This window comes from Gordonia sp. 852002-50395_SCH5434458 (assembly GCF_001665905.1).
Classification (GTDB): Bacteria; Actinomycetota; Actinomycetes; order Mycobacteriales; family Mycobacteriaceae; genus Gordonia; species Gordonia jacobaea.
On record NZ_LZTC01000040.1, the window covers coordinates 226,313 to 249,278 of the forward strand.

The 22,966-nt window shown below is 64.1% G+C and carries 16 protein-coding genes; 10 read left to right on the plus strand and 6 right to left on the minus strand.

Translation table 11 applies throughout. The annotated features are described in order from the left end of the window. Positions 1–113: 113 nt before the first annotated feature. Positions 114–1,508: a WS/DGAT/MGAT family O-acyltransferase gene (locus A5785_RS09405; RefSeq protein ID WP_064866084.1), complete on the plus strand. Its 1,395-nt coding sequence runs from the start codon at positions 114–116 to the stop codon at positions 1,506–1,508. 34 nt (positions 1,509–1,542) lie between these two features. On the opposite strand, the gene A5785_RS09410 is transcribed toward A5785_RS09405, so the two are convergent. Further along, the gene (locus A5785_RS09410; RefSeq protein ID WP_231894243.1) at positions 1,543–2,802 is read right to left on the minus strand and encodes a glycoside hydrolase family 26 protein; all 1,260 of its coding nucleotides are present in this window, start codon (positions 2,800–2,802) and stop codon (positions 1,543–1,545) included. Positions 2,803–2,851: 49 nt separating this feature from the next. On the opposite strand from A5785_RS09410, the gene A5785_RS09415 reads away from it, so the two are divergent. After that, entirely contained in the window at positions 2,852–3,841 is a 990-nt protein-coding gene (locus A5785_RS09415) for a glycoside hydrolase family 26 protein (protein WP_231894242.1), read from the plus strand. On the opposite strand, the gene A5785_RS09420 is transcribed toward A5785_RS09415, so the two are convergent. Together A5785_RS09420 and A5785_RS09425 are read right to left on the minus strand one after the other, a co-directional pair. After that, positions 3,777–4,715 carry an STAS domain-containing protein gene (locus A5785_RS09420; RefSeq protein WP_064866088.1) on the minus strand — a complete coding sequence of 313 codons (939 nt, stop codon included), beginning with the start codon at positions 4,713–4,715 and terminating at the stop codon, positions 3,777–3,779. The two genes, A5785_RS09415 and A5785_RS09420, sit on opposite strands and share 65 nt — an antisense overlap. A 38-nt stretch (positions 4,716–4,753) precedes the next feature. Further along, the gene (locus A5785_RS09425) at positions 4,754–6,415 is read right to left on the minus strand and encodes a glycosyltransferase family 2 protein (RefSeq protein ID WP_064866090.1); all 1,662 of its coding nucleotides are present in this window, start codon (positions 6,413–6,415) and stop codon (positions 4,754–4,756) included. 758 nt (positions 6,416–7,173) lie between these two features. Between A5785_RS09425 and A5785_RS09430 the strand changes: the two genes are divergently transcribed. From A5785_RS09430 to A5785_RS09450, 5 genes are all read left to right on the plus strand, one after another. Continuing rightward, on the plus strand, positions 7,174–10,746 hold the full coding sequence (locus A5785_RS09430) for a (Fe-S)-binding protein (RefSeq protein WP_064866091.1): 3,573 nt from the start codon (positions 7,174–7,176) through the stop codon (positions 10,744–10,746). A gap of 151 nt (positions 10,747–10,897) precedes the next feature. Next, entirely contained in the window at positions 10,898–12,151 is a 1,254-nt protein-coding gene (locus A5785_RS09435) for a pyridoxal phosphate-dependent aminotransferase (protein ID WP_064866093.1), read from the plus strand. Between the two features lie 163 nt (positions 12,152–12,314). Then, positions 12,315–13,316, plus strand: a complete 1,002-nt coding sequence (locus A5785_RS09440) for an alpha/beta fold hydrolase (protein ID WP_064866095.1) — start codon at positions 12,315–12,317, stop codon at positions 13,314–13,316. Between the two features lie 26 nt (positions 13,317–13,342). Next, positions 13,343–14,305, plus strand: coding sequence for a metal-dependent hydrolase (locus tag A5785_RS09445; protein ID WP_064866097.1), 963 nt, complete (start codon positions 13,343–13,345; stop codon positions 14,303–14,305). A gap of 23 nt (positions 14,306–14,328) precedes the next feature. After that, the gene (locus tag A5785_RS09450; RefSeq protein ID WP_064866099.1) at positions 14,329–15,468 is read left to right on the plus strand and encodes a PDR/VanB family oxidoreductase; all 1,140 of its coding nucleotides are present in this window, start codon (positions 14,329–14,331) and stop codon (positions 15,466–15,468) included. Here the strand turns inward: A5785_RS09450 and A5785_RS09455 are convergent. Further along, a complete protein-coding gene (locus A5785_RS09455) occupies positions 15,430–16,995 on the minus strand; it encodes a DHA2 family efflux MFS transporter permease subunit (protein WP_064866101.1) in 1,566 nt (521 codons plus the stop codon). The two genes, A5785_RS09450 and A5785_RS09455, sit on opposite strands and share 39 nt — an antisense overlap. Positions 16,996–17,081: 86 nt before the next feature. Here A5785_RS09455 and A5785_RS09460 point away from each other — a divergent pair, with 86 nt between their 5' ends. Continuing rightward, on the plus strand, positions 17,082–17,660 hold the full coding sequence (locus A5785_RS09460; protein WP_064866103.1) for a TetR/AcrR family transcriptional regulator: 579 nt from the start codon (positions 17,082–17,084) through the stop codon (positions 17,658–17,660). Between the two features lie 16 nt (positions 17,661–17,676). Beyond that, entirely contained in the window at positions 17,677–18,531 is an 855-nt protein-coding gene (locus A5785_RS09465) for a MerR family transcriptional regulator (protein ID WP_049700486.1), read from the plus strand. Here the strand turns inward: A5785_RS09465 and A5785_RS09470 are convergent. Then, positions 18,508–19,899: a hypothetical protein gene (locus A5785_RS09470; protein ID WP_231895459.1), complete on the minus strand. Its 1,392-nt coding sequence runs from the start codon at positions 19,897–19,899 to the stop codon at positions 18,508–18,510. The genes A5785_RS09465 and A5785_RS09470 overlap by 24 nt on opposite strands. A 136-nt stretch (positions 19,900–20,035) precedes the next feature. After that, complete coding sequence (locus A5785_RS09475; RefSeq protein WP_064866104.1) at positions 20,036–21,457, minus strand: UDP-glucose dehydrogenase family protein; 1,422 nt, start codon at positions 21,455–21,457, stop codon at positions 20,036–20,038. A gap of 222 nt (positions 21,458–21,679) precedes the next feature. Here A5785_RS09475 and A5785_RS09480 point away from each other — a divergent pair, with 222 nt between their 5' ends. Further along, on the plus strand, positions 21,680–22,966 hold the full coding sequence (locus A5785_RS09480; protein WP_064866106.1) for a M20 metallopeptidase family protein: 1,287 nt from the start codon (positions 21,680–21,682) through the stop codon (positions 22,964–22,966).

The following is a 22,966-nucleotide window of genomic DNA, read 5'->3' on the forward strand; positions in this document are numbered from 1 at the left end:
CGGTAACCGCACCCTCGACGTGTGCCGGGACACAGTCCCGATATCGCCGTTCGACGTATCTGACGCGCGGTCACGACGATACTGAGGTTATTCCGAACCGTGAGGGGGACAGCATGCCGTACATGCCGGTTACCGCGTCGATGTTCCTGCTCGCCGAGACCCGCGATCAACCGATCCACGTCGGCGGGTTACAACTCTTCATTCCTCGTGAGGGCCAGTCGTCGACCGAACTTGCCGAGGAGATCTTCGATACCTTCTACTCCTGCACCGACGTGCATCCCCTGTTCCGCAAGAGGCCTGCCCAGCCGGTCAGCCTCATCGGTTCGTTGATGTGGTCGTTCGACGACGAGATCGACTTCGACTATCACGTCCGTCGTGCCGTCTTGCCCCGTCCCGGGCGCATCCGCGAACTGTTCCGCTACGTCTCACTCCATCACGGCACACTCCTCGACCGGAACCGTCCGATGTGGGAGGTCCACATCATCGACGGTCTCGACGACGGTCGTGTAGCGCTGTACACGAGGATTCATCACTCGATCGTCGACGGCGTATCGGCGCTGCGGCTACTGGAACGCACATTGAGCGAGGACCCCGACGACCGGTCGGGTACCGCGCCGTGGGATCCGTCATTGAAGCGACGGCACCCCAAGCCGGCGGCGCCCGCGAAGGGGCTGCTGTCGCGCATCGGCGACATCGCGGGAACGGCAACGGGACTCGCGGGTGAGGTCGCCGGACTGGGCATGGCCGCAGCGAAGGTCGCCTACACCGGACTCACCGACGACGCCTTCGTCCCGCCGCTACATGCCGCACCGAAGACGATCCTCGACGTCCCCATCGGCAGTGCCCGACGTTTCGCCGCGCAACGGTGGGAGCTCACACGCCTACGTGCGATCGCCGACGAAATGCAGATCACCATCAATGACGTCATGGTCGCGATGTGCTCGGGCGCGATGCGCGCCTACCTGATCGACCAGGACGCTCTTCCCGACGCACCGCTCATCGCGGCGATGCCGGTCTCGCTACACACCGACAACGATGCCGACGGCAACAACATCACCGCGATCATGGTGAATCTGGCCACGGACCAGCCGGATCCGGAACGACGGCTGGCCACGATCATCGCGTCGACCCGCAAGACCAAAGAACTGGTGCGGAGCCTGTCTCCGGTGCAGTCGATGGCGTTGGGCGCGGCCAATTTTGCACCACTCGCCCTCGCGACGGTCCCGGGATTCGTGCGATACACGCCTCCGCAGTTCAATCTGATCATCAGCAATGTTCCCGGCCCGAAGACCGACTTGTATTGGAACGGAGCCAAACTCGACGGTGTCTATCCGGCATCGATCCCGCTGGGCGGGCAGGCGATCAACATCACCGTCGCCACCACTGCCGACCACATCAACTTCGGTCTGACCGGCGCCCGCAAGGAAGTGCCGAGCCTGCAGCGGCTGCTCACCCACCTCGACACCTCGCTGGAGGAGTTGGAGAAGGTCGCGGACGTAGGGGCATGATCTGAACTTGAAACAGATTGCAGAGCAATGTGTTTCAGCACGGGTGTACCGCGTCGGCGTAGTCGAGCCACTTCGGCAGGCTGCTGACGAATGCATCCCTTGTTTCCGGTGAACCGGCAGCACGCCAGTCGACGACATCTTTGATCTCGATCTCGTACTTGCGCCACTCGAACCAGTTGATCATCTTGAGCATCGGGTAACGCGACGGTATGTCGGCGGCGAAGACCTGCCGCCACCACGTCGACTTCACCGCAAGCTCCGAGGCACCCTGAGCCGCACGCGCCGGGGTATAGATCGCGGCGGTCTCGACAATCGCCACCGGCTTGTTGTGCTCCGCGCCATAGATCTGATAGAAGTTCGGCACGGTGAGGTCGTGACCCGCGCTTCCGTTGTAGCGACCCTCCAGCATCGCGGTGAACTTTCCGGGTTCGCTTACGTCGTTGTTGCCCCACGGACGGCGATTTCCCCAGTGATACAACGAAATCCCCACCCAGTCGACCGCGTCGTCGCCCGGATAGTACGGCGCATACGCATCGTCGTCCGCGGTGAGTTTTCCGTCACCATTGGTGTCGGTCAACTGGTAGTCCTCTGTTCCGCTACGCGCCATGTACTTTCCGCCTTCAAACGGATACCCGCCGCCGTAATTCGGCGCCCACATCATCGCCGTCCCAGGCGCTTTGCGATGGACCATCGCGGCCACCCGACGGAATGTCTCGACGTAGGCCCTGGGTTGCTGACCCCACGCGTACCAGGAACCGTTCATCTCGTGCGCGAATCGAAGGATAACGGGCACACCCGAATCGTTCAGTTTGCGCAGGTCGTCACCCAGACGACCGACGACGCCCTCGGTGATCGCCGCCAATCCAGCGTGAGGCTCCAGGGTCAGCACCATGATGCCGCGTTCGTTACGCACCTGATCGGCGGCGGCGACAGTATGTGCCCAGGTCTCGTTGTTGTACGGGATGTCGGAGAACTGCACAGCAACCGCGGGAGCGTGCCCGAGGTTGTCGTGATGTTCTCGCAGGCTCTCGGACTGCCAGTCGAGATTGACGCCGAACAGAACTCCCGACGCCGGGACTGCCCGATGGTAGTCGGTGACCGCGCAGGGCGGTGTCGGCTCGGGCAGGTAGTGCTGAAACAGGGTGGCCGCGGCGCCGATTCCGACCACCATGGCGATGATCGGGATCAGTGCGGAGGGGCGACGCCGACGACGCCGCGACCACCGCTCCGCGAAGCCCTGCTCCGCCAGGTCATCTGGACGCGTCGTCTCGCTATCGATTGGCGGGCTGGTCATGTCATGCCACACTTTCCTCACCAGTGCTACCGAACGGAACGGAACTGTTGTGAGACCACGTACACAGACAGAGAATGTCGACGTCGCGCGTATCGCCTTGCCGCTCGTCGCACTGATCCTGGTGCTCACGCTCGGCGCGTGCAGCAACGGCGGCGACTCCGACGCTCCGCACCACATTCGTTGGGGCGCTTATCTTCCCGATCTGAAGGGGAGCGACGTCGACTCCGACGCCGGGGTGGTCGGGGTCACCACCCTTGCCGATCGCCCGTTGGATCTGATCCTCACCTTCAGCGGACTCCGCGAGCCGGTACCGAACGCGGATCTGGCCAGAATCGCCGAGACGGGTGCTGTTCCGATCGTGAGCATCGAACCATGGAACCCGTCCGGCGGTGTCAACCAACCGGACTACCGACTGTCGCGAATTGCCGACGGCGCGTTCGATAGCGATCTCCGACGATGGGCGACCGGACTGAAGGAGTTCGGCAAGCCGGTGATCGTCCGGTTCGCCCACGAAATGAACGGCGACTGGTACCCGTGGGGAATGCACGTGAACGGCAACACGCCGCAGTCCTACATTGACGCCTGGCGCCACGTCCGATCGATCTTGACTTCGATTGACCCGCACAACATCTCGATGGTTTGGGCGCCGATGGCGGCGATTTCGGGCATCCCTGGATTCGACGCCGCCTACCCCGGCGACGACGAGGTCGACTACCTGGGGATCGATGGCTACAACTGGGGCAACGATGGCAAACACGGTTGGGCCTCACCGGAATTCATCTTCTCGGACGCGTTCGTCAGCCTCCGCCGACTCGGCGACAAACCCATCCTGGTCACCGAAGTGGCATCCGCCGACGACCCGGATCCGACACGAAAAGCTACGTGGATCCATGACTTTGTCTCGCTCGTCAGTCGCGAGCCGGACGTCGACGGGTTCGTGTGGTTCCAGGCGAACAAGGAGCGAGACTGGCGCTTCAATTCGAACCCACAGAGCGAGAAGGCATTCCGGTCCGCATTGGACGCCGTCCCCGCGACCTAGCGTCGGGTACGCGTCGATCACAGGTCAGCGCCGCACTCCTATCCGGATAGAGCACAAGAATTTTTCCCGACCCGAGGGCGTCGAGGGCGTCGGCAACAGCGGGCGAGTGCCCGAAGATCCGCAGTTCTGCACGGAGCTTCCGCGCCGACCGAACCGCATGCATGAGATCGGCCATGCCCGAAGGCGTCACACGGGAGACACCGCCAACGTCTACGAGCACCAGCCTCGCACCGGCGGTGCACAGCTGGTGCACATCGATGTGGACAGTCGAGGACACGTCCCACAGGCCACTCACGGCGACATCGGCGATGCCCGATGAACCCTCCATAGCCTTGCCACCATCAACCTCGGCCGGCTTATCGACGTGAATCGCGTCATTGGCGCCAAGCTGTGTGACCACCTCTAGCTCCTCGGGGAGCGTTGCGTCCAGAGCATTACTAGCAGGACCCGACGCATCCGTGGCCCCGCGGGCAACCGAGAAGAGACGCCTGCGTCGTGCGAATCGTGCTGTGCGCGTGACTTGTTCGATCCTTGTCTGATCGCGGTCAGCAGCTGCGGCGCGGTCGGTGTAGAGAACCATGACCCTACCGAGATCGAGGGCGTCAAGCGCGTCGAGCATTGCCACCGATGTTCCATAGATACGCAGATCGGCGCGGCGCGACCTTGCCCAGCGCACAGCGTGCATGAGTTCGGCCATACCGGATGGTGTCACCGTGGTGACCTCGCCGACGTCGACCAGCACGAGACGCGCGCCGCCCGAACATGCGCGGGCAACGTCGTCGCACAGACGCGACTTCACTTCTAGCCGTCCGGATACCCGGACGTCGGCTGTCTCATCGTCGAACTCTGCGAATGCTTCGTGGGCCAGTGACATGTTCTTCTCCAGGATTCAGGGGGCTGGGAGGTCGTCAATTAGGTGGAACGTTGTGGCGCAGGGCTATTGGTCAACACACAACCATTGATGTACTGGTCGACCGGGTCGATGGGTGTCGGGCGGTAGTGGGCGGCGCGGACGACGGACGAAAGCAGGAGGAGATCGAGACCGACCCACCCGAGTGACAGGAAGGTCGGGAAAGTCTCGGCATCGCCGTGACTCCAGCGCAGGATGCCGACAGCCGACGATGCGACAAGTGCCACCATCGCGACTATCTGCGGGATGATCGGCCGGTAGTCGACCCGCGCGTCGACCTGCTCCTTGGAGGTCACCGAGAAGGAGATGTGGCGTCGGAAGAAGACCGCCGCGGCAGCCGAGAGGGTGGCCGATATCCAGATCGGGAACAGTGCGAACGACATCTGCTGCCCACGCCACAGACCGCCGGACCGGTACCCGGCCACCTGGAACAGCAACTGACAGCAAACGAAGAAGGGGATGAACCTGGCGAAGAAGTCCAGGGGGTAGGCGTTCATGGGGAACACACCGAGCGTGAAGTAGATGATCGGCGCGGCGATGTAGACCACCGCTGCAAAACCGTTGAGGTACGAGGTCATGGTGGCCAGGTACATCAACCGCTGCGCAAACGTCAGCCCGGACTGGAAGAGCGGGTTGTCGGCGAAGAAGACCTGCATCGACCCCGTGGCCCATCGCTGGCGTTGGCCGAGCATTGTCGCGAGATCGTCGGGTGCGAGGCCTTCCACCAACACCTCGTGGTGGTAGACGCTCTCCCAACCCATGGCGTGCAGATGCATGGCGGTCGCCATGTCCTCGGTCACCGTGGCGGTGTTGATCGGCTGGATCGCCAATGCCTGGTCGATCCGAGACACTTCAACCGAGTCCATTGTCTTGTGCAGCTCGTCGACGACCTCGTCCGGTAGCCACGGGTGCGAGTCGAGGACGTCGTGAATACCGGCACGCAGTTCGAAGGCGACCTCGCCGACTGGCGCGCCACGCCGCAACCTGCGTCGCGCGCCACGCACCACGTCGAGCGCATCCTCGAGTGGGATGCGCAGTCCCGATCCATGCCCCGCTTCGTTGATGAGACCCTCGAGGCGCGCCCATTCGTCGCGAATAGCCCTTCTGACCTGCGGGTCAGCGCCGCGCGAGTATGTCCGTAGGCCCAGCGCCATCAGAGCCTCGCGCCGCAGGACAGCGTTCGAGCCGCAAAAGAATGCAGCACCCCAGCCGTCCTTACCCTGCTGGATGGGGCCATAGAACAGTTCGGCCTGACTGCCCAGCGGATCGGAGTCAGGCACATTCCAGAAGTACTGCGGCGTCTGCACGAAGGCCACGGCGTCGTCGTCGAAGTAGCCGAGGACGGCGTCGAGGAACTCCGGCTTGGGGACCTGGTCGGCGTCGAGGATCGCCACGAACTCCGCGTCGGTGAGAAACAGTGCGTTGTTGATGTTGCCGGCCTTGGCATGCCGCTGGCGCCCGTTCCACTCCTCGCCTCGCGTGAGGTACCCGACGCCCAGCGCGGCCGCCGCGATCCGGAACTCCTCGCGATCACCGTCGTCGAGGATCCAGGTGTTGTGGGGGTATCTCACGTCGCGCGCGCCGATCGCGGTGCGGACCACGAGCTCGAGGGGCTCGTTGTATGTGGTGATGAATACATCCACGGTCAGGCCGGGTCGCGCCATGGGTGGAGCCGGCCGCTCGCGCGCATTCCACATCATAAATGCGAAAAGAATGGACTCAGAAAGCGAATATGTTTCCGCAATAACTAATGGAATAGCAATCCACCAAGCGGACCAGGCGATAGTGTCGCTCCATCGCCAAAAGATATAGGCACAGCCGAAAGAAACCACAAGAATGGAAATGATTCTGACGGCAAACAGCCGCGCTGGCCCCACGATCCCCACCTCCGAGTTGACATCGATCCCACAACATCGACCCGCCTCGTCGCAGCTCATCCACGATTCTTGCCCAGTTCAGGGGCACCCGCAACCCGCCGTACTCCGTCTGGTGTACATATTTGAATTGTTTACCTGAATACAAAATTTGTGCGCCACACGAAACGGTTTTTGTCCCCAATTCCGTGGACGGATAAACTCCTTTCTACTGAGACGCGCGACGCTTTATCCAACATATGTGGCATGGGTCACTCTATTTCCTTCGGCGAGCGCGACCGCAGCACACAGCGAGCCCCTTCATCAAGCAAAATGGCACCGGCGGGGCAGCGAGAGAGGTTTACGTCACTCGGAACTGACTGGATAGTCAGTTACTCGTGAGTATCATTCCTATATCGCAACGCCTAGTACCAGCTCCAGGTAAGGGCAGCCTTGGCAGCGCGAGGTACCGAGGAAGAATTACGGTTACCTGTAGTAGACGTCCGACCCCGCGCACGTCAGCCCTGCGCGACTAGGTCGATGATCAATATGAGAGGGGCCGGGACGCCGTGAATGCCACGACGATCACCATCGGCACTATTGCCGCGGTCATCAGCTTGTTCTGTTGGGCCAGTTTCCTGCGCGGCGTGTGGACGATGGTGCGCGCGATCGCCCAGGGCCAGAAGGTCGACAGCACCCGTTACTGGCCCGTCGGCCCGCGACTGTGGACGATGCTCAAGGAGTTCGTCGGCCACACGCGAATGGTGAAGTTCCGGACCGTCGGCTGGGCGCACTGGCTGGTGATGTTCGGCTTCATGATCGGTGCGATCTTCTGGTTCGAGGCATACGGCCAGATCTTCGACCCCGAGTTCCATTGGCCCGTGATCGGCTCGTGGAACATCTACATCTTCGCCGACGAGGTGCTGGGCCTCGGCACCGTCATCGGCATCATGGCGCTGATCATCATCCGCCAGCTCAACCACCCGCGGATGCCCAAGCGCCTGTCCCGCTTCTCGGGTTCACGCTTCGGCGCCGCGTACTTCGTCGAACTCGTGGTCCTGATCGAGGGCCTCGGCATGATCTTCGTGAAGACGTTCAAGATCTCGTCTGGCATCGAGGACCCGCCGATCTGGACGTCGTTCTTCACCCACTACTTCGCGCAGCTCTTCGAGGGGTCGTCGGTCTACTGGGTCACCGCCGCCGCTGTCGTCAAGCTGATGAGCGGCATGATCTGGCTGGCGGTCGTCGGCGCGAACATCGACTGGGGTGTCGCGTGGCACCGCTTCGCCGCGTTCTTCAACATCTATCTGAAGCGTGAGCAGGACGGCGGCGTCGCGCTCGGTGCCGCCAAGCCGATGATGAGCCAGGGCAAGGTCCTCGACATGGAGACCGCCGACCCCGACGTCGACGCGTTCGGCGCAGGCAAGGTCGAGGACTTCTCGTGGAAGGGCTGGCTCGACTTCACGACATGTACCGAGTGTGGCCGCTGCCAGAGTCAGTGCCCTGCCTGGAACACCGGAAAGCCGTTGAGCCCGAAGCTGCTCATCATGTCGCTGCGCGACCACGCACAGGCCAAGGCGCCGTATCTGATCGCCGGCGGCCGCAAGGACATGGGCGGCGACGAGGTCGGTCTCGTCGACGCAGAGGGCAACGTCGACGAGGCGAAGCTCGCCAAGATCCCCGAGGCCGCGCGGGCCGAGGCGTCGCGCAAGTTGGTCGGTGAGTCGAAGGGCGCGATGGGCGGCGGCGAGGGCATTGTCGACGAAGACGGCGCATTCGACCCCGAGCAGCTCGGTGCGGTCATCGACACCGAGACCCTGTGGAGCTGCACCACCTGCGGTGCGTGCGTCGAGCAGTGCCCCGTCGACATCGAGCACGTCGACCACATCATCGACATGCGGCGCTACCAGGTGCTCATCGAGTCCGACTTCCCGACCGAGCTCGCGGGCATGTTCAAGAACCTCGAGAACAAGGGCAACCCCTGGGGTCAGAACGCGTCGGCACGCACCAACTGGATCGACGAGATGGACATCGAGATCCCGGTCTTCGGTGCCGACGTCGAATCGTTCGAAGGCTTTGAGTACCTCTTCTGGGTCGGTTGCGCTGGCGCGTACGAGGATCGCGCGAAGAAGACCACCAAGGCTGTCGCAGAACTCCTCGACATCGCCGCGGTGAACTTCATGGTCCTCGGCGAGGGCGAGACCTGTACCGGCGATTCGGCACGACGTGCCGGCAACGAATTCCTGTTCCAGATGCTGGCGCAGCAGAACATCGAGACCATCAACGGGGTCTTCGAGACGGCGCCGACGCAGCGCAAGAAGGTCGTCGTGACCTGTGCGCACTGCTTCAACACGCTGTCCAACGAGTACCCGCAGCTCGGCGCGAAGTACGAGGTGGTCCACCACACGCAGCTCCTCAACCGCCTCGTGCGGGAGAAGCGCCTGGTGCCCGTGGCACCGATGGGCGAGGGCGTCACCTACCACGACCCCTGCTACCTGGGACGTCACAACAAGGTCTACGACGCTCCTCGTGAGCTGATGGAAGCATCCGGTTCGACGCTGCGCGAGATGCCTCGCCACGGCGAGCGTTCCATGTGCTGTGGCGCCGGTGGTGCGCGTATGTGGATGGAAGAGCAGATCGGCAAGCGCATCAACATCGACCGCGTCGACGAGGCTCTCGACACCCTGGCTTCGGCGAACGGAGCCGGAGGTAGCAACGGCGAGGCACCGCAGAAGATCGCGACGGGCTGCCCGTTCTGCCGCGTCATGCTGACCGACGGTGTGACCGCACGGACGTCCGGCACCGAGAACGAGGGCAAGATCGAGGTCGTCGACGTCTCGCAGATGCTGCTCGATTCGGTCAAGCGTGGTCTGCCGGAGGTCAAGCGGGGCGGTCGTTTCCTCGGACCGGTCGCCAAGCCCGCACCCGAGCCGGAACCCGAGCCCGAGAAGGTGGCAGCCGCCGCTCCGGCCGCGGCCGCGGCAGGCGCTGCAACCGACGCCAAGCCCAAGCCCAAGGTCGGGTTGGGGATGAAGGGCGGCAAGAAGCCCGGCGCCGGGAGCGCAGCGACCAAGGCGCCGGCAGCATCGGCACCTGCGGCTTCGGCGGACACAGCGTCGACCGACGCAGCCGAGAAGAAGCCCGCCGCAAAGGGCTTCGGCATGAAGGGCGGCATGAAGAAGCCGGGCGGGGCGGCCAAGCCTGCGTCGGCGTCCGCGCAGCCCGCACCTGCTCAGGCCGAGTCGTCGGCGGCAGTCGAGAACGCGGCGAGTGATACAGCAGCAAGTACCACAGCCGATGCGCCGAAGCCGGCCAAGGCCAAGGGCTTCGGCATGGCTGCCGGCAAGCGTCCCGGCGCCAAGAAGCCGGGCGCAGCGAGTACCGCAAATGCGGCCGCGTCCGACGCGGGCGTCACAGCCGCCGCGGAGAACAAGGTTGCAGAGACCGAATCCGCACCCGACGCCGCCCCGACCGCCGACACCGAATCGGCAACGGCCGCAAGCACTTCCGCTGCCACGGTGACCGAGGAGAAGCCTGCCAAGGCCAAGGGCTTCGGCATGGCCGCGGGCAAGAAGCGCCCGGGAGGCACCGGGTCGGGGGCTGCCAAGCCTGCCGCCCCAGCTGCAGAGGCTTCGGCACCTGCTGAAACGTCGGCGGCTGAGTCCGCTCCGGCAGAATCCGCTCCGGCACAGCCCGAGACCGGTGGCGAGGCCAGCGCGACGGAGGAGACGCCCGCTGCAACGGCGTCTACTGCAACGGCGTCGGCCGCTGCGGTGACCGAAGAGAAGCCTGCCAAGGCCAAGGGCTTCGGCATGGCCGCGGGCAAGAAGCGCCCGGGCGGGGCGTCGGCTCCCAAGGCTGCAGCTCCGGCAGCGTCGACGGCTCCCGCAGCGTCGACTCCGGAACCAGAAGCCGCTGCACCAGAGGCCGAAGCGCCCGAAGCCGAGTCAGCCCAAGCAGCACCGGCAGAAACCCCGGCAGAGGCGTCCACGGACACAGCGGCCGAGGGCGCGGCAGCGTCGTCGAACGGCAGTGCCCCAGAAGGCGCAGCTGATGACGGCCGCACGATCGCCGAGACCGGAGCGTCGAAGGCCAAGGGCTTCGGCATGGCCGCAGGCAAGAAGCGGCCCGGCCAGCGCTGATCGGCTGACGGTAAGAATCCGCCGCCCGTCAGAAACACGCGTTTCTGACACCTGCGAGTGAAGTATCGCTCGCAGGTGTCAGAGGCGCGTGTTTCTGCATTTCCGACAGCCCGAAAAAATCGATTTGCCTGCGGCTGAGACAATTGAACCCGTGAGTAGGCCGTATGTATCGCACCTGAACCAGAACCTCAAGCCGTTGGAGCAGTCCGAGAAGCTGCAGAACGTCTGCTATGAGATCCGTGGGCCGGTGCACGCGCATGCGGCGCGACTCGAGGCCGAGGGCCATCGGATCATGAAGCTGAACATCGGCAACCCGGCGCTGTTCGGCTTCGAGGCCCCAGACGTGATCATGCGCGACATGATCCACGCGCTGCCGTACTCGCAGGGGTACTCGGAGTCGGCGGGTGTGCTCTCGGCACGACGCGCCGTGGTCACCCGCTACGAGCTCCTCCCCGACTTCCCGTACTTCGACGTCGACGACGTGATCCTCGGCAACGGTGTCTCCGAGCTCATCACGATGACGATGCAGGCGCTGCTCAACAACGGCGACGAGGTGCTGATCCCCGCGCCCGACTATCCCCTCTGGACGGCCATGACGGCCCTCTCCGGCGGCACAGCCGTGCACTATCGCTGCGACGAGGACAACGACTGGAACCCCGACATCGCCGATATCGAGTCGAAGATCACCGACCGCACCAAGGCGATCGTCGTCATCAACCCCAACAACCCCACGGGCGCCGTCTACTCGCGGGAGGTGCTCGAGCAACTCGTCGACGTCGCCCGACGCAACTCACTGCTCATCCTCGCCGACGAGATCTACGACAAGATCCTCTACGACGACGCTGAGCACATCAACATCGCGTCGCTCGCCCCCGACCTGTTCTGCCTGACGTTCAACGGGCTCTCGAAGGCGTACCGCGTCTGTGGCTACCGGGCTGGCTGGGTTGTGCTCACCGGCCCCAAGGACCACGCCAAGGGCTTCATCGAGGGCCTTGGCATCCTGGCGTCGACGCGCCTGTGCGCGAACGTTCCGGGCCAGCACGCGATTCAGGTGGCCCTTGGCGGCTACCAGAGCATCGAGGCGCTCGTCGCGCCCGGTGGACGCCTCTACGAGCAGCGCAACGTCACGTGGGAGAAGCTCAACGAGATCCCCGGCGTCAGTTGCGTCAAGCCCAAGGGCGCGCTCTACGCGTTCCCGCGTCTCGATCCCGAGGTCTACGAGATCCACAACGACGAGCTCTTCGTCCAGGACCTGCTGCTGCAGGAGAAGATCCTGGTCGTGCAGGGCAGCGGGTTCAACCTCGACGATCAGAACCACTTCCGCATCGTCACACTCCCCTGGTCGCGCGATCTCAAGGACGCCGTCGAACGGATCGGCAACTTCCTGTCGTCGTATCGCCAGTAGTTCACCGGCCGAATTACCCCCGATGACCTGCGGCGCAGCACCTTCTGCGCGATTCGCTGATCCCCGCCTGCACGTTATGTGACACTCTTCGTTGTCACCATCTCTGGACATAGCTGTGACGCTCGGTTACGTTAACCAGATCACGGTACCGAAGGGGTGACGTATGAAGCAGTGGGTCAAACGACTCATCGACGTCGACGGCGTACGGCTCGCGACTTTCGAGTTCGACGATCCTGCCGGTGACACATCCGCCGTCTCGGGAGCCGGCAACCCCGCCGGCCCAGTTACTCCCGAAAACGCCGAGCGTCCGACGGTGCTGTTCGTGCACGGATGGCCGGATACGCATGAGGTGTGGACCGAGGTTGCGGAACGTCTTTCCGACGACGTCCGGGTCGTCGCGTACGACACCCGCGGACTCGGAGTCAGCGACAACCCGCGTGGGGTGTCGGCGTATCGCATCGAAACGCTCGCGGACGACCTGTACGCCGTCGCCAATGCCGTGAGCCCCGACGCGCCCGTCCATGTTGTCGCGCATGACTGGGGTTCCATTCAGTCGTGGGAGGCTATGTCCCGCCCGGACGCCGCCGATCACTTCGCGTCGTACACCAGCATCTCCGGCCCGTGCCTGGACCACGTGGGAGTGCTCCTGCGCGAGAACATCTCTCATCCGACGCCGCGTCGAGCGCTCGACACCCTCCTGCAGTCCTTCTTCTCGACGTACATCGTGCTGCTGCACCTGCCATTTGGTCCGACGCTGATCTCCGCGACGCTCGGCTCGCCCGGCGCATGGCGACGTTTCCTGCGACTCATGGACGGTACGCCCCCCGAGCAGATCGTCGTCGCGCCGTCGCTGCGGCGCGACATGCGTTCCGGCGCGCGCTATTACCGAGCCAACATGGTGCGCAAGGTCGGCAAACCCAACCCGCGAACGACCAACGTTCCCGTGCTGGAGATGGTCAACACCCGCGACTTCGCGGTGCGAACACACCTGCTGCGCAACACGAACCGATTCGCCCCCGATCTCACCCGTCTCGAGTCACCGACCACCCACTGGGCCCCGACGACCAATCCCGGCTACGTCGCCGACTCGATCCGCGACTTCGTACGACGCATCGCCGCCCGAACATCCACCGCGACCACCCCCGACCGCGCCGCTATCCGCTGACCTGCCATCGCGAAGGAGTTTCTACCGTGCACGCACACGCCGAGAAGGTGGACACCACCTCAGCGCACACATTCGCACCACACGCATCCACACCACATGCAGTCCCACCTCAGGACAACGACACCGATCCCGGCGACGTCGAGCTTCACGCGCGCAACGTGACGTTCGACTGGAGCGACGTTCCGCTGCACTGGATTCCGGGTCATCCGATCGCGTCCGACTTCATCAGCGTGCTCAATCTGCTTCTCCCCGAGGGAGAGCGCTGGTTTGTCCAGACCTACAACGAAGCACTCCCCCTGGTTCGTGACGAGGAGCTGGCCGCAACGATGCGCGGCTTCATCGGCCAGGAAGCCATGCACGCCGAGGCGCACGACCACGTGCTCTGGGAGTTCCTCGACCATCACGGAATCGACCCTCGGCCGTACTGCCGCCAGATGGAGTGGGTGTTCCGAAAGGTGTTGGGCCCCCTGGAGAAGGGCAGCGTGGAGGCCAAGCAGAAGCACCTCATCGAACGACTGTGGCTGATCGCCGCGATCGAGCACTACACCGCGATCCTCGGCGATTTCGCGCTCAACAACACCTGGACCGAAGTCGGGGCCGATCCGACGATGTCGGACCTGTTCACCTGGCACGGAGCCGAGGAGGTCGAGCACCGAGCCGTCGCACACGACGTCGCGGTCTACTTCGGTGACAGCTACCTTCGGCGCGGCCGGGCGATGCTGATCGCACTGCCCACCCTGCTGCTCCTACTCTTTCGCGGTTTCCGCTTCATCACCCATCAGGATCCGGCGATCAAGCACAACAACTACTTCTACCGCCAGTATCACTACGCGCGCGGCGTGCGGGCAGGCGTTCTCCCGACGATCCGCAGTGTGCTCTTCGCGACGGCGAGCTACTTCAGGCCAGGTTTTCATCCAACCGAAATCGGTTCGACCGCACAGGCTGTCGCCTACCTGGCGTCCTCGCCCGCAGCACGAAACGCCTCCTGAGTACACACGGAACCGAACAGACCATGAATCAACGGGCACACCCGCACACCACCGAAATGACCTCGGTGCCGCCACATCTCTACGGACGATGGCGCCATGATCCCCTGATGACCTTCGGCACCGTGCTGTCCAAGACGTGGCTGCCGTTCTGGCGTCCGTTCTCGCCACTGCGGTCGACCGCTGAGTACGACGGTGTCACGACGCTGCGCATCGTGGGACGAGAGGTCGTCGCGCAGGACGAGAACGTCGTCGCACTGACCTTCGCAGGACTCGACGATCAGCTTCTCGAAAGGTGGCACGCCGGAGCGCATCTCGACCTCCTGCTGCCGTCGGGCAGGATGCGCGAGTACTCCCTCTGCGGCGATCCCGCCGATAGGAAGACCTACCGAATCGCCGTGCGGCGCATCCCCGATGGCGGAGGCGGTTCGGTCGAGGTGCACGACACCCTGCACGTCGGCGACACCGTTCAGATCAAGGGTCCGCGCAACGCCTTTCCGATCGCATTGCCCGGCTACGGATCGCAAGCCCGCTCACTCCGGTTCGTCGCTGCGGGCATCGGCATCACGCCGATCCTGCCCATGCTGGCGGCCGCCGAGCGCCTCGGTCTCGACTGGTCGATGATCTACACCGGTCGCAGTATGGACTCGATCCCGTTCCGCGACGAGGTCGCGCGATTCGGCGACAAGATCACCATCCGCACCGACGACGAGCACGGCCTGCCGAGCATGGAGGAATTGCTCGGACCGATCGACCCGCAGACCGGAAGGGCCCCATCGGGTCTCGCAGTCTATTGCTGCGGCCCGGTACCGATGTTGGAGTCGTTGCGGCGCCATCTACACGACCGCCCCGACATCGAACTGCACTACGAGCGTTTCAGTCCGCCGCCGGTGGAGAACGGTCGTCCGTTCACCGTGACAATCGACTCGACCGGACAGCAGATCGACGTCGCGGCAGACGAGACCTTGCTGAGCGCGCTCCGCAAAGAGGTTCCGTCGGTCCCGTATTCATGCCGCCAGGGATTCTGTGGCACATGCAAGATCAGGACGTTGTCGGGGGCAATCGACCACCGCGACAACATCCTGACCGAGCCGGAGCGTGCAGCGGGCTCCATCCTCACCTGCGTCTCACGCGCCGGTGGCGATCACCTGACCGTCGACCTCTGAGTGCGCATCCGACGTGAGTTCGGCGCCACGCGAGTGACTTTCACCGCGCAGTAGAACCGCAGCGGCAACGGCAGCCACGGCGGTCACCGCAACCGCCACCCAGACCGCGCTGTGCAGCCCGTCGACGAAGACCTCCTGCACGGCGATGGTCATAGGGCTGGAGATCGACTCAGGGGCGCGGGCGGCGACCTCCGCTCCGCCCATCACCGACTGTTCGGCTATCGCGGCAATCTCGCGCGGAAGTCCCAGTGCGCCAATCCTTTCCGATACGGAAGAGGCATACACCGAGGTGAGCACCGAGCCGAGCACGGCCACGCCCAGTGTTCCACCGATCTCACGCGTCGTGTCGTTGACGGCGCTACCGGCACCCGCCTGCTCCGGTCGCAGCGAGCTCATGATCACGTGCGTACACGGACCCGTGATCGCGGCGAGGCCCGCCGCCATCAGCGCCATCGACCAGATGATGAGTTCCCAGTAACCAGACATCCGTGACGAGATCTCCACCAGCGCAAAGCCTGCCGACATCAGGACAGCTCCCGAGGTCACCACCCAGCGGGGCCCGAACCGATGCGCCAGCGCCATGGCAACCGGCGAGCACACCGCGGTCACGATCGCGAAAGGCAGTGTGCGCAGGCCTGCTTCGAACGGTCCATATCCCTTCACAGCCTGGAAGAACTGGGTGATCAGGAAGATGAATCCGAACAGCGAGAAGAACGCGACCGCCACCATTCCCGCTGCGGTCGCAAACCTGCGATTGGCGAACAGCGCGACGTCGAGGATCGGGTGCGCCACCACGAGTTCACGCCAGACGAAGAGTCCGATAACCGCAATCGCCACAACGATTCCCACGATGGTTCGTGCATCGGTCCACCCGTGATGAGGACCTTCGATCACCGAGTAGGTCAGCAGGCCGAGTCCGATGACCGACAGCACCAGTCCGACGACGTCGAACCGCGACACCGATTCCGGTCGCGTGCCCGGTACCACCGCGAGCACAGCGATCGCGGTCACCGCCGCAATGGGTAGTCCGACCCAGAACACCGATGCCCACGAGTAGTGCTCGAGCAGCCACCCTCCGAGCACCGGCCCGATCGCCACGGCGATTCCCGACGTCGCACCCCAGATGCCGACCGCCGTGGCACGTTGCTTCCCTTCCGGGAAGATCGCGACGATCAGTCCGAGGGTCGCGGGAAACACCAGCGCCGCGAACACTCCCAGGCCGGCACGCGCAGCAATCAGTTGACCCAACGTGTTCGCCGAGGCGGCGAGGGCCGACACCCCTGCAAAGCCCGCGATACCCACCAGGAGCATCCGACGGTGCCCGAACCGGTCGCCGAGGTAACCACCGGTGAGAAGCAGCCCGGCGAAGACCAGCGTGTAGGCGTCGACGATCCACTGCAATCCCGAGATTCCAGCCCCGAGATCACGCGACATGGTCGGCAACGCGACGTTGACGATCGTGTTGTCGACCATCACCAAGAGCTCAGCCAAACACAGCGCACACAGCGCCAACCAGCGAGAACGCATGCGAAAACCCTCCGAGTAGATTGTCGTTCTACTGTTATAGAACGTCGTTCTTTTCTAGAAGAACACTGTTCTAGTAGGTTGTCAATATGGCTCCCACACGAAGTACGCGTCGTACCCCGGCGACCGAGGTACGCACGAACCTCATCGCGTCGGGGCGTCGAATTCTGGAACGAGACGGTGTCGCCGGCCTCACCGTGCGCGTGGTCGCGACCGACGCCGGCGTAGCACCCATGGGGGTCTACAACCACTTCGACGGCAAGGAGGGGTTACTCGACGCGTTGGTCAACGACGCCTTCGTCGAGTTCGCGCGCATGATCGACGTGACAGACGACGACGCCCGAGAGAGGTTGGCGCACAGCGGCAGGGCGTACCGGGAGTTCGCGCTGCGCTACCCGGTCGCGTACTCGCTGATGTTCTCGCGCGAGCACCACCCCGACTCCGACGTCGCCGAACACGCCTTCTCGGTGCTGACCGAACACATCAGGTACGGCCAGAACGCGGGACTACTCGTGAAGGACGATCCCCATCAGGCGACGATGCAGGTGTGGAGCTGCGTTCACGGTGCGGTGGCCTTGGAACTCGCAGGTACCCATCCCCCGACGATCGATCCCGTCGTGAACTACGAGCACGTCTTGGCCGTGGTGCTCCGCGGCCTGAGCGCGTGATGCGAGAATGAGCGCGATGAGCAGCGATGACAAGGCCACCAACGAGTACCGGATCGATGATCTGGCGCGGGTGGCCGGGACCACCACACGCAACGTCCGCGGATATCAGGATCGTGGACTGTTGCCGAGGCCCCTGCGCCGCGGGCGCATTGCGATCTACACCGACCTTCACCTCGATCGCCTCAGGGTGATCAACGATCTGCTCCGCCGTGGATTCACCATCCGCCATATCGGCGAATTCCTCACCGGAATCCAGCGCGGCGACGACCTCGCCGACGTCCTCGGGCTGCGCGAAGTGGTCGCCGCCCCGTGGGGGAACACGACGAAGACCTCGGTGAGCGCCGACGAACTGCGCGAGTTACTCAACAACAGCAACCCCGCGTACTTCACGCGATTGACCGACCTCGGATTGATCAAGCCGGAGGGGACAGCAGATCCCCCAACGTCATTCACGGTGCTCGACCAAGACACGATCGATGCATATGCCCGCCTCGTGCGGCGTGGCCTGACACTGAATTCGATTCTCTCCGTACATGAGAACCTCAGTACACAGATGGATTCGGTTGCGGAGGCACTCATCTCGGCCGGACGCGGGACGATCGCCGAAGAATACAAGGACGGTTGGATACCGCAGACCGCTGCCGAGGCAGATTGGGTGCGTGACCTTCTCGTCGAATTCAGACGAGCGGGGTCGACGATCGCGCACAATGCTCTCGACCGCGCGCTCGATCGCGACATGGCTCGTCAGCTCGACGACTATCTCGCCATCGCCGACGACTCCGTCGACCAGGATCCGCTCGACATACGGGGCGAACGCCAGAGCTCGACCGCCAAGGGACGAAAGCGGTCAGGGAACGACGATCGGGGGTAACCCTCCGGGTAGCGGAATGACCGCTCGCGGTTTGGGTTTCGGCCGAGGATTGCTGCGCGGGCGCGGTTGTTCGGCGCGCTGCGACTCCTCGGTTCGCGGCGGCGGCGGGGGTGGAGGCACGTAGGCAGCAGCGGGTGCGCGAGCCTCGTTGAGGTCGGCGAGATCTGCGTACAGTTGCGTTGTCGTCGAACTGTGCGTCGTGGTGACCGGGTTCGACGCCGATGGCGATGCGGAACCACCACTGAGCCCAAGTGCGGTGGCAGCCAAGGCAACTCCGACTACGCCGACTGCGCCGGCACCGATCAGGATCTTCTTTCGACCGCGCGACGGTGTCTTGTCAACCGCTGCCGCATCAACCGCTGCGGCTTCTTGCTCGCGAGGTTCGATTCTGGGGGATATCGGAACGAAGTCGTCTGCCGGAAAGTAGTTTTCGGTGTTTCGCCCAACACCCACGGAGTGCAGATACGCGGGCGTCGACGGATCTGAGTACGCGAGCCTGACGGGCTCGATCCGATCCGTCACATCGAACTCGTTGTCGACGGACCGCAGCGGCGGAGCGAGTGGCGGGTCGAGTGGCAGCTGTGCATGGCCGGCTTCTACAACGGAGTCGCCACGGATTCCCGCGACGGGGGCACCCTCGGGCTCCGCGACGGGGTCTGCACCCACGTGCGCGACCGGCTCGCGGTGGACCTCGACGTGATCGGTGGTCTCGGCCACTGGTTCTGGCCCCCGTACCGCGGCTGGCCCCTGCACGGCGGCAACGTCGGGCATCGCCAGTGTCACGTCGTCGAGAACGACGATCGGGACGTCGGCGACCGGAGCGAGCAATTCCGGGAGTCCTGGCCACACGGTGTGCGTCGAATCGAAGACCATCGCGCTGACCTGACGACCCGTCGATTCCGCGCACTGCGCGACAGCGTCGGGCACGTTCTCGGCGCGGGCGAGTGTCGACTGTGCGACGTCGCGTCGTGTGACACGGAACAGTCGGACGTGCTTCTCGCCCATGATGAACGTGCCGTCGGACTCGGCGAGGCGGTATCGGCCCTTGTGACTCAGGAGGTGCAGTTCCGCTGTCCACTCGTCGGAGTCGGGGGCGTCGACGCGGCCCGCGCGCACGAGGTGGTCGGAGATGAGGGCGTCGAGTTCGGCTCCACTTGTGCCTGCGGCGCGTCTGCGTACGACGGCCGCACCGGATTCGACGTCGACGAGCGTCACATCGACACCGTCCTCGGCGACGCTCACCACAGCGAAAGAGTCGACGAGCGTCGAGTGGCGGCGTCGGAGGTGGTCGGAGACACGACTGATCACGGACGCGTCGATAACCCGCCCGTCTTCGATCACCCCGTTCGGGATCGCCCCGTTGTCCATAGTTCGGTAGTCCCCGTCATCGAGAAACCCCACGCGCATTCTCGTGAGTCGGGCCCGGTAAACCTGTGTTCGTTCACCCGTGCCGCGCTCGTTCGACCACTCCCCCGCACTTCTGAGTGTTCAACCTAGCATGACGTCAGCGGTGCGCCACTTGTGTCGCACCTTCGAAGGACCCGCGGCCGAGACCGGCCGAAGCACGCTGATCTGCGTCGAACGCGTTCTCCGGAGTCGCAACCGCGCCACCGAGCGCGGCGTACGACCAGCCTGCTCGCCGCCACGACTGTGGGTCCAAACAGCGACGACCGTCGACGATAACGCGTGAACGCACGACTGGATCGAGTTCCGATGGCGCCATGTGCACGAACTGCGCCCATTCGGTGGCGATTGCGACGACGTCGGCGTCCTGGGCGGCCTCTGCGGCCGAATCGGCATAGCCGAGCATCGGATACATCCGTTGAGAGTTGGCGTTGGCCTTCGGGTCGAATACCGTGACCGACGCCCCGCGTAGTGCCAATTGTCCTGCGACACTCAGCGCGGGGGAATCGCGCACGTCGTCGCTTTCTGGCTTGAAGGCCGCGCCGAGCACCGCGATGTTGGCGCCCAACAACTCTCGCGGACATACCTGTGCGATGAGGTCGACCATGGCGGAGCGTCGTCGCATGTTGATCGTGTCAACCTCGCGCAGGAATCGGAGAGCTCCATGCGCCCCTAGTTCTTCGGCGCGTGCCTCGAAAGCCCGAATGTCCTTGGGGAGACATCCGCCGCCGAATCCCAGGCCCGCGTTGAGGAATCGGCGCCCGATCCGCTTGTCGTGACCGATCGCGTCGGCGAGCGTCGAGACATCAGCGCCGACGATCTCGCAGAGTTCGCTGATCGCGTTTATGAACGAGATCTTCGTCGCGAGAAAGGCATTGGCCGATACCTTCACCAACTCCGCTGTGGACCAGTCGGTTTCGATGACCGGAAGTCCGGTGTCGATGATCTCGCGGTACACGTCACGCAGCACCGCACGCGCGACCCGCGCGTCGGAATCCGGATCGGTGCCGATAACCAGCCGATCGGGACGAAGCGTGTCCTCAACGGCGTAGCCTTCGCGTAAGAACTCGGGGTTCCACGCGAGGTCAACAGTGGCGTCTGGTGCCGCCAACGTGCTGATCCGTCGAGCCAGCGACGCTGCGGTGCCCACTGGGACAGTCGATTTGCCGACGATCAGGTGGTCACCACGCAGATGTGGCACCAGTGCGTCCACCGCACCTTCGACATACGACGTGTCGGCCGCATGCCCACGCGCCCGCTGCGGTGTACCCACCCCGATGAAGTGCACCGCACCGTGTGCGGCAGCGGCGTCAGCCTCCGTGGTGAACGAGAGCCTCCCCGCAGAGATGTTGCGGCGCAGAATGTCTCCGAGTCCTGGTTCGAAGAACGGCACCTCGCCCGACGACAGGCGAGCCACCTTCTCCGGATTGACGTCGACGCCGAGCACGTCGTGCCCGAGTTCGGCCATACACGCTGCGTGTGTCGCCCCCAGGTATCCACACCCGATCACTGTCAGCTTCATACCTGAAGTGACTACGTGGGCCGATCTGCCAACTTGCTACGAGCACATGACCAGTCGCAGGCGCGCGTGTGAACGTCGTGTTCAGGTGTTTAACGGCAGTCGAATCGAGGTGACCCGGCAGGCGAATCACAGGACAACGCCTCGTCGGATTCGGCAAGAGAATACCGACATCACCGGCGAATTCGGCACCGCCGGACCGGGTTCGCGGGCACACTCGATTATGTGACCTCCTCGACGATCGCTTCCGCCCTCGATTCCGCAGCACGCGATGTCTTCGACGACCTCGTCGCCTGGCGACACCACCTGCATTCTCATCCCGAGCTCTCCAATCGCGAGCATCACACCGCGGAGTTCATCGTCGAACGTCTACGCGACGCGGGCATCGACGAAATCCGCAGCGGTATCGCGGGCACCGGCGTGGTGGCCATCCTGCGCGGCGGGGGCGACAGTGGAAGCGGCGGCAAGCGCTTGGCAGCGTTGCGTGCAGACATCGATGCACTGCCCGTCAAGGAGACGTCAGGGGTCGACTTCGCGTCGACCGTCGTCGACAAGGACTATCCGGGCGGCCCGTTCCCCGTTGCGCATGCGTGCGGCCACGATTGCCATACGGCAACGGTTCTCGCTGCCGCGCATGTGTTGGCCTCGGTACGCGATCGGTTGCCCGGCGACGTCATGTTCATCTTTCAGCCGGCCGAAGAAGGAGCGCCCGTCGGCGAGAGCGGTGGCGCGCAGGCGATGGTCGACGACAATGCCTTCACCGACCACACCCCAACCATGGTCTTCGGAATGCACGTCGTGCCACTGCCGATCGGGATGGTCGGGGTGCACGTGGGAAATCAGTACGCGGCGTCGTGCATGATCAAGATATCCGTCGAGGGCAAACAGGTCCACGGGTCGACACCGTGGATGGGAATCGACCCGTATCCCGTTGCAGCCGAGATCATTTCCGGAAGCGCGCAGATCTACCGGCAGGTGCCCGCGAACGACGCAATCACGGTGTCGTTCGGACACGTCGACGACGTCGGACGCTTCAACATCATCGGCCAGACAGTGACGCTCTGGGGCACCATCCGCTGCCTCGATGGCGCCGATATGACTGCGGTACAAGACAAACTCCGACGTCTCGCCGAGAACACCGCTGCGGCGTACGGCGCGAGCGCGACCGTCGAGTATCTGCAGGATGTTCCGCCCGTGGTCAATACACCGGAGTGGGTCAACAGGATTCGACCTGTGATCGACGACGTCATCGGCAAGGAGCGTGTGGTCGACGTGCCCGGAGCGCTCGGATACGACGACGTCTCGGTGTTCGTGCGCGACTTCGGCGGCGCCTACTTCACCTACGGTGTCCAGGACGCTCAGGTCAGCGGCAAGGGATTGACTCCGACGCCCGGCGGCCGCGGCTTGGCATCGAATCACTCACCGGATTTCTACGCCGACGACGACTCGCTGCTCGACTATCTGCGCATCTTCGTGCACGTCGCCTACGCACACCTGGCGGAGTCGAGCTGA

Bases quoted from the DNA above. Each gene is read 5' to 3' on its own strand.
- A5785_RS09405 (WP_064866084.1), top strand. From the start codon at position 114: ATGCCGTACATGCCGGTTACCGCGTCGATGTTCCTGCTCGCCGAGACC.
- A5785_RS09410 (WP_231894243.1), bottom strand. From the start codon at position 2,802: ATGACCAGCCCGCCAATCGATAGCGAGACGACGCGTCCAGATGACCTG.
- A5785_RS09420 (WP_064866088.1), bottom strand. From the start codon at position 4,715: ATGTCACTGGCCCACGAAGCATTCGCAGAGTTCGACGATGAGACAGCC.
- A5785_RS09425 (WP_064866090.1), bottom strand. From the start codon at position 6,415: ATGGCGCGACCCGGCCTGACCGTGGATGTATTCATCACCACATACAAC.
- A5785_RS09440 (WP_064866095.1), top strand. From the start codon at position 12,315: ATGAAGCAGTGGGTCAAACGACTCATCGACGTCGACGGCGTACGGCTC.
- A5785_RS09450 (WP_064866099.1), top strand. From the start codon at position 14,329: ATGAATCAACGGGCACACCCGCACACCACCGAAATGACCTCGGTGCCG.
- A5785_RS09455 (WP_064866101.1), bottom strand. From the start codon at position 16,995: ATGCGTTCTCGCTGGTTGGCGCTGTGTGCGCTGTGTTTGGCTGAGCTC.
- A5785_RS09460 (WP_064866103.1), top strand. From the start codon at position 17,082: ATGGCTCCCACACGAAGTACGCGTCGTACCCCGGCGACCGAGGTACGC.
- A5785_RS09465 (WP_049700486.1), top strand. From the start codon at position 17,677: ATGAGCAGCGATGACAAGGCCACCAACGAGTACCGGATCGATGATCTG.
- A5785_RS09470 (WP_231895459.1), bottom strand. From the start codon at position 19,899: ATGGACAACGGGGCGATCCCGAACGGGGTGATCGAAGACGGGCGGGTT.
- A5785_RS09475 (WP_064866104.1), bottom strand. From the start codon at position 21,457: ATGAAGCTGACAGTGATCGGGTGTGGATACCTGGGGGCGACACACGCA.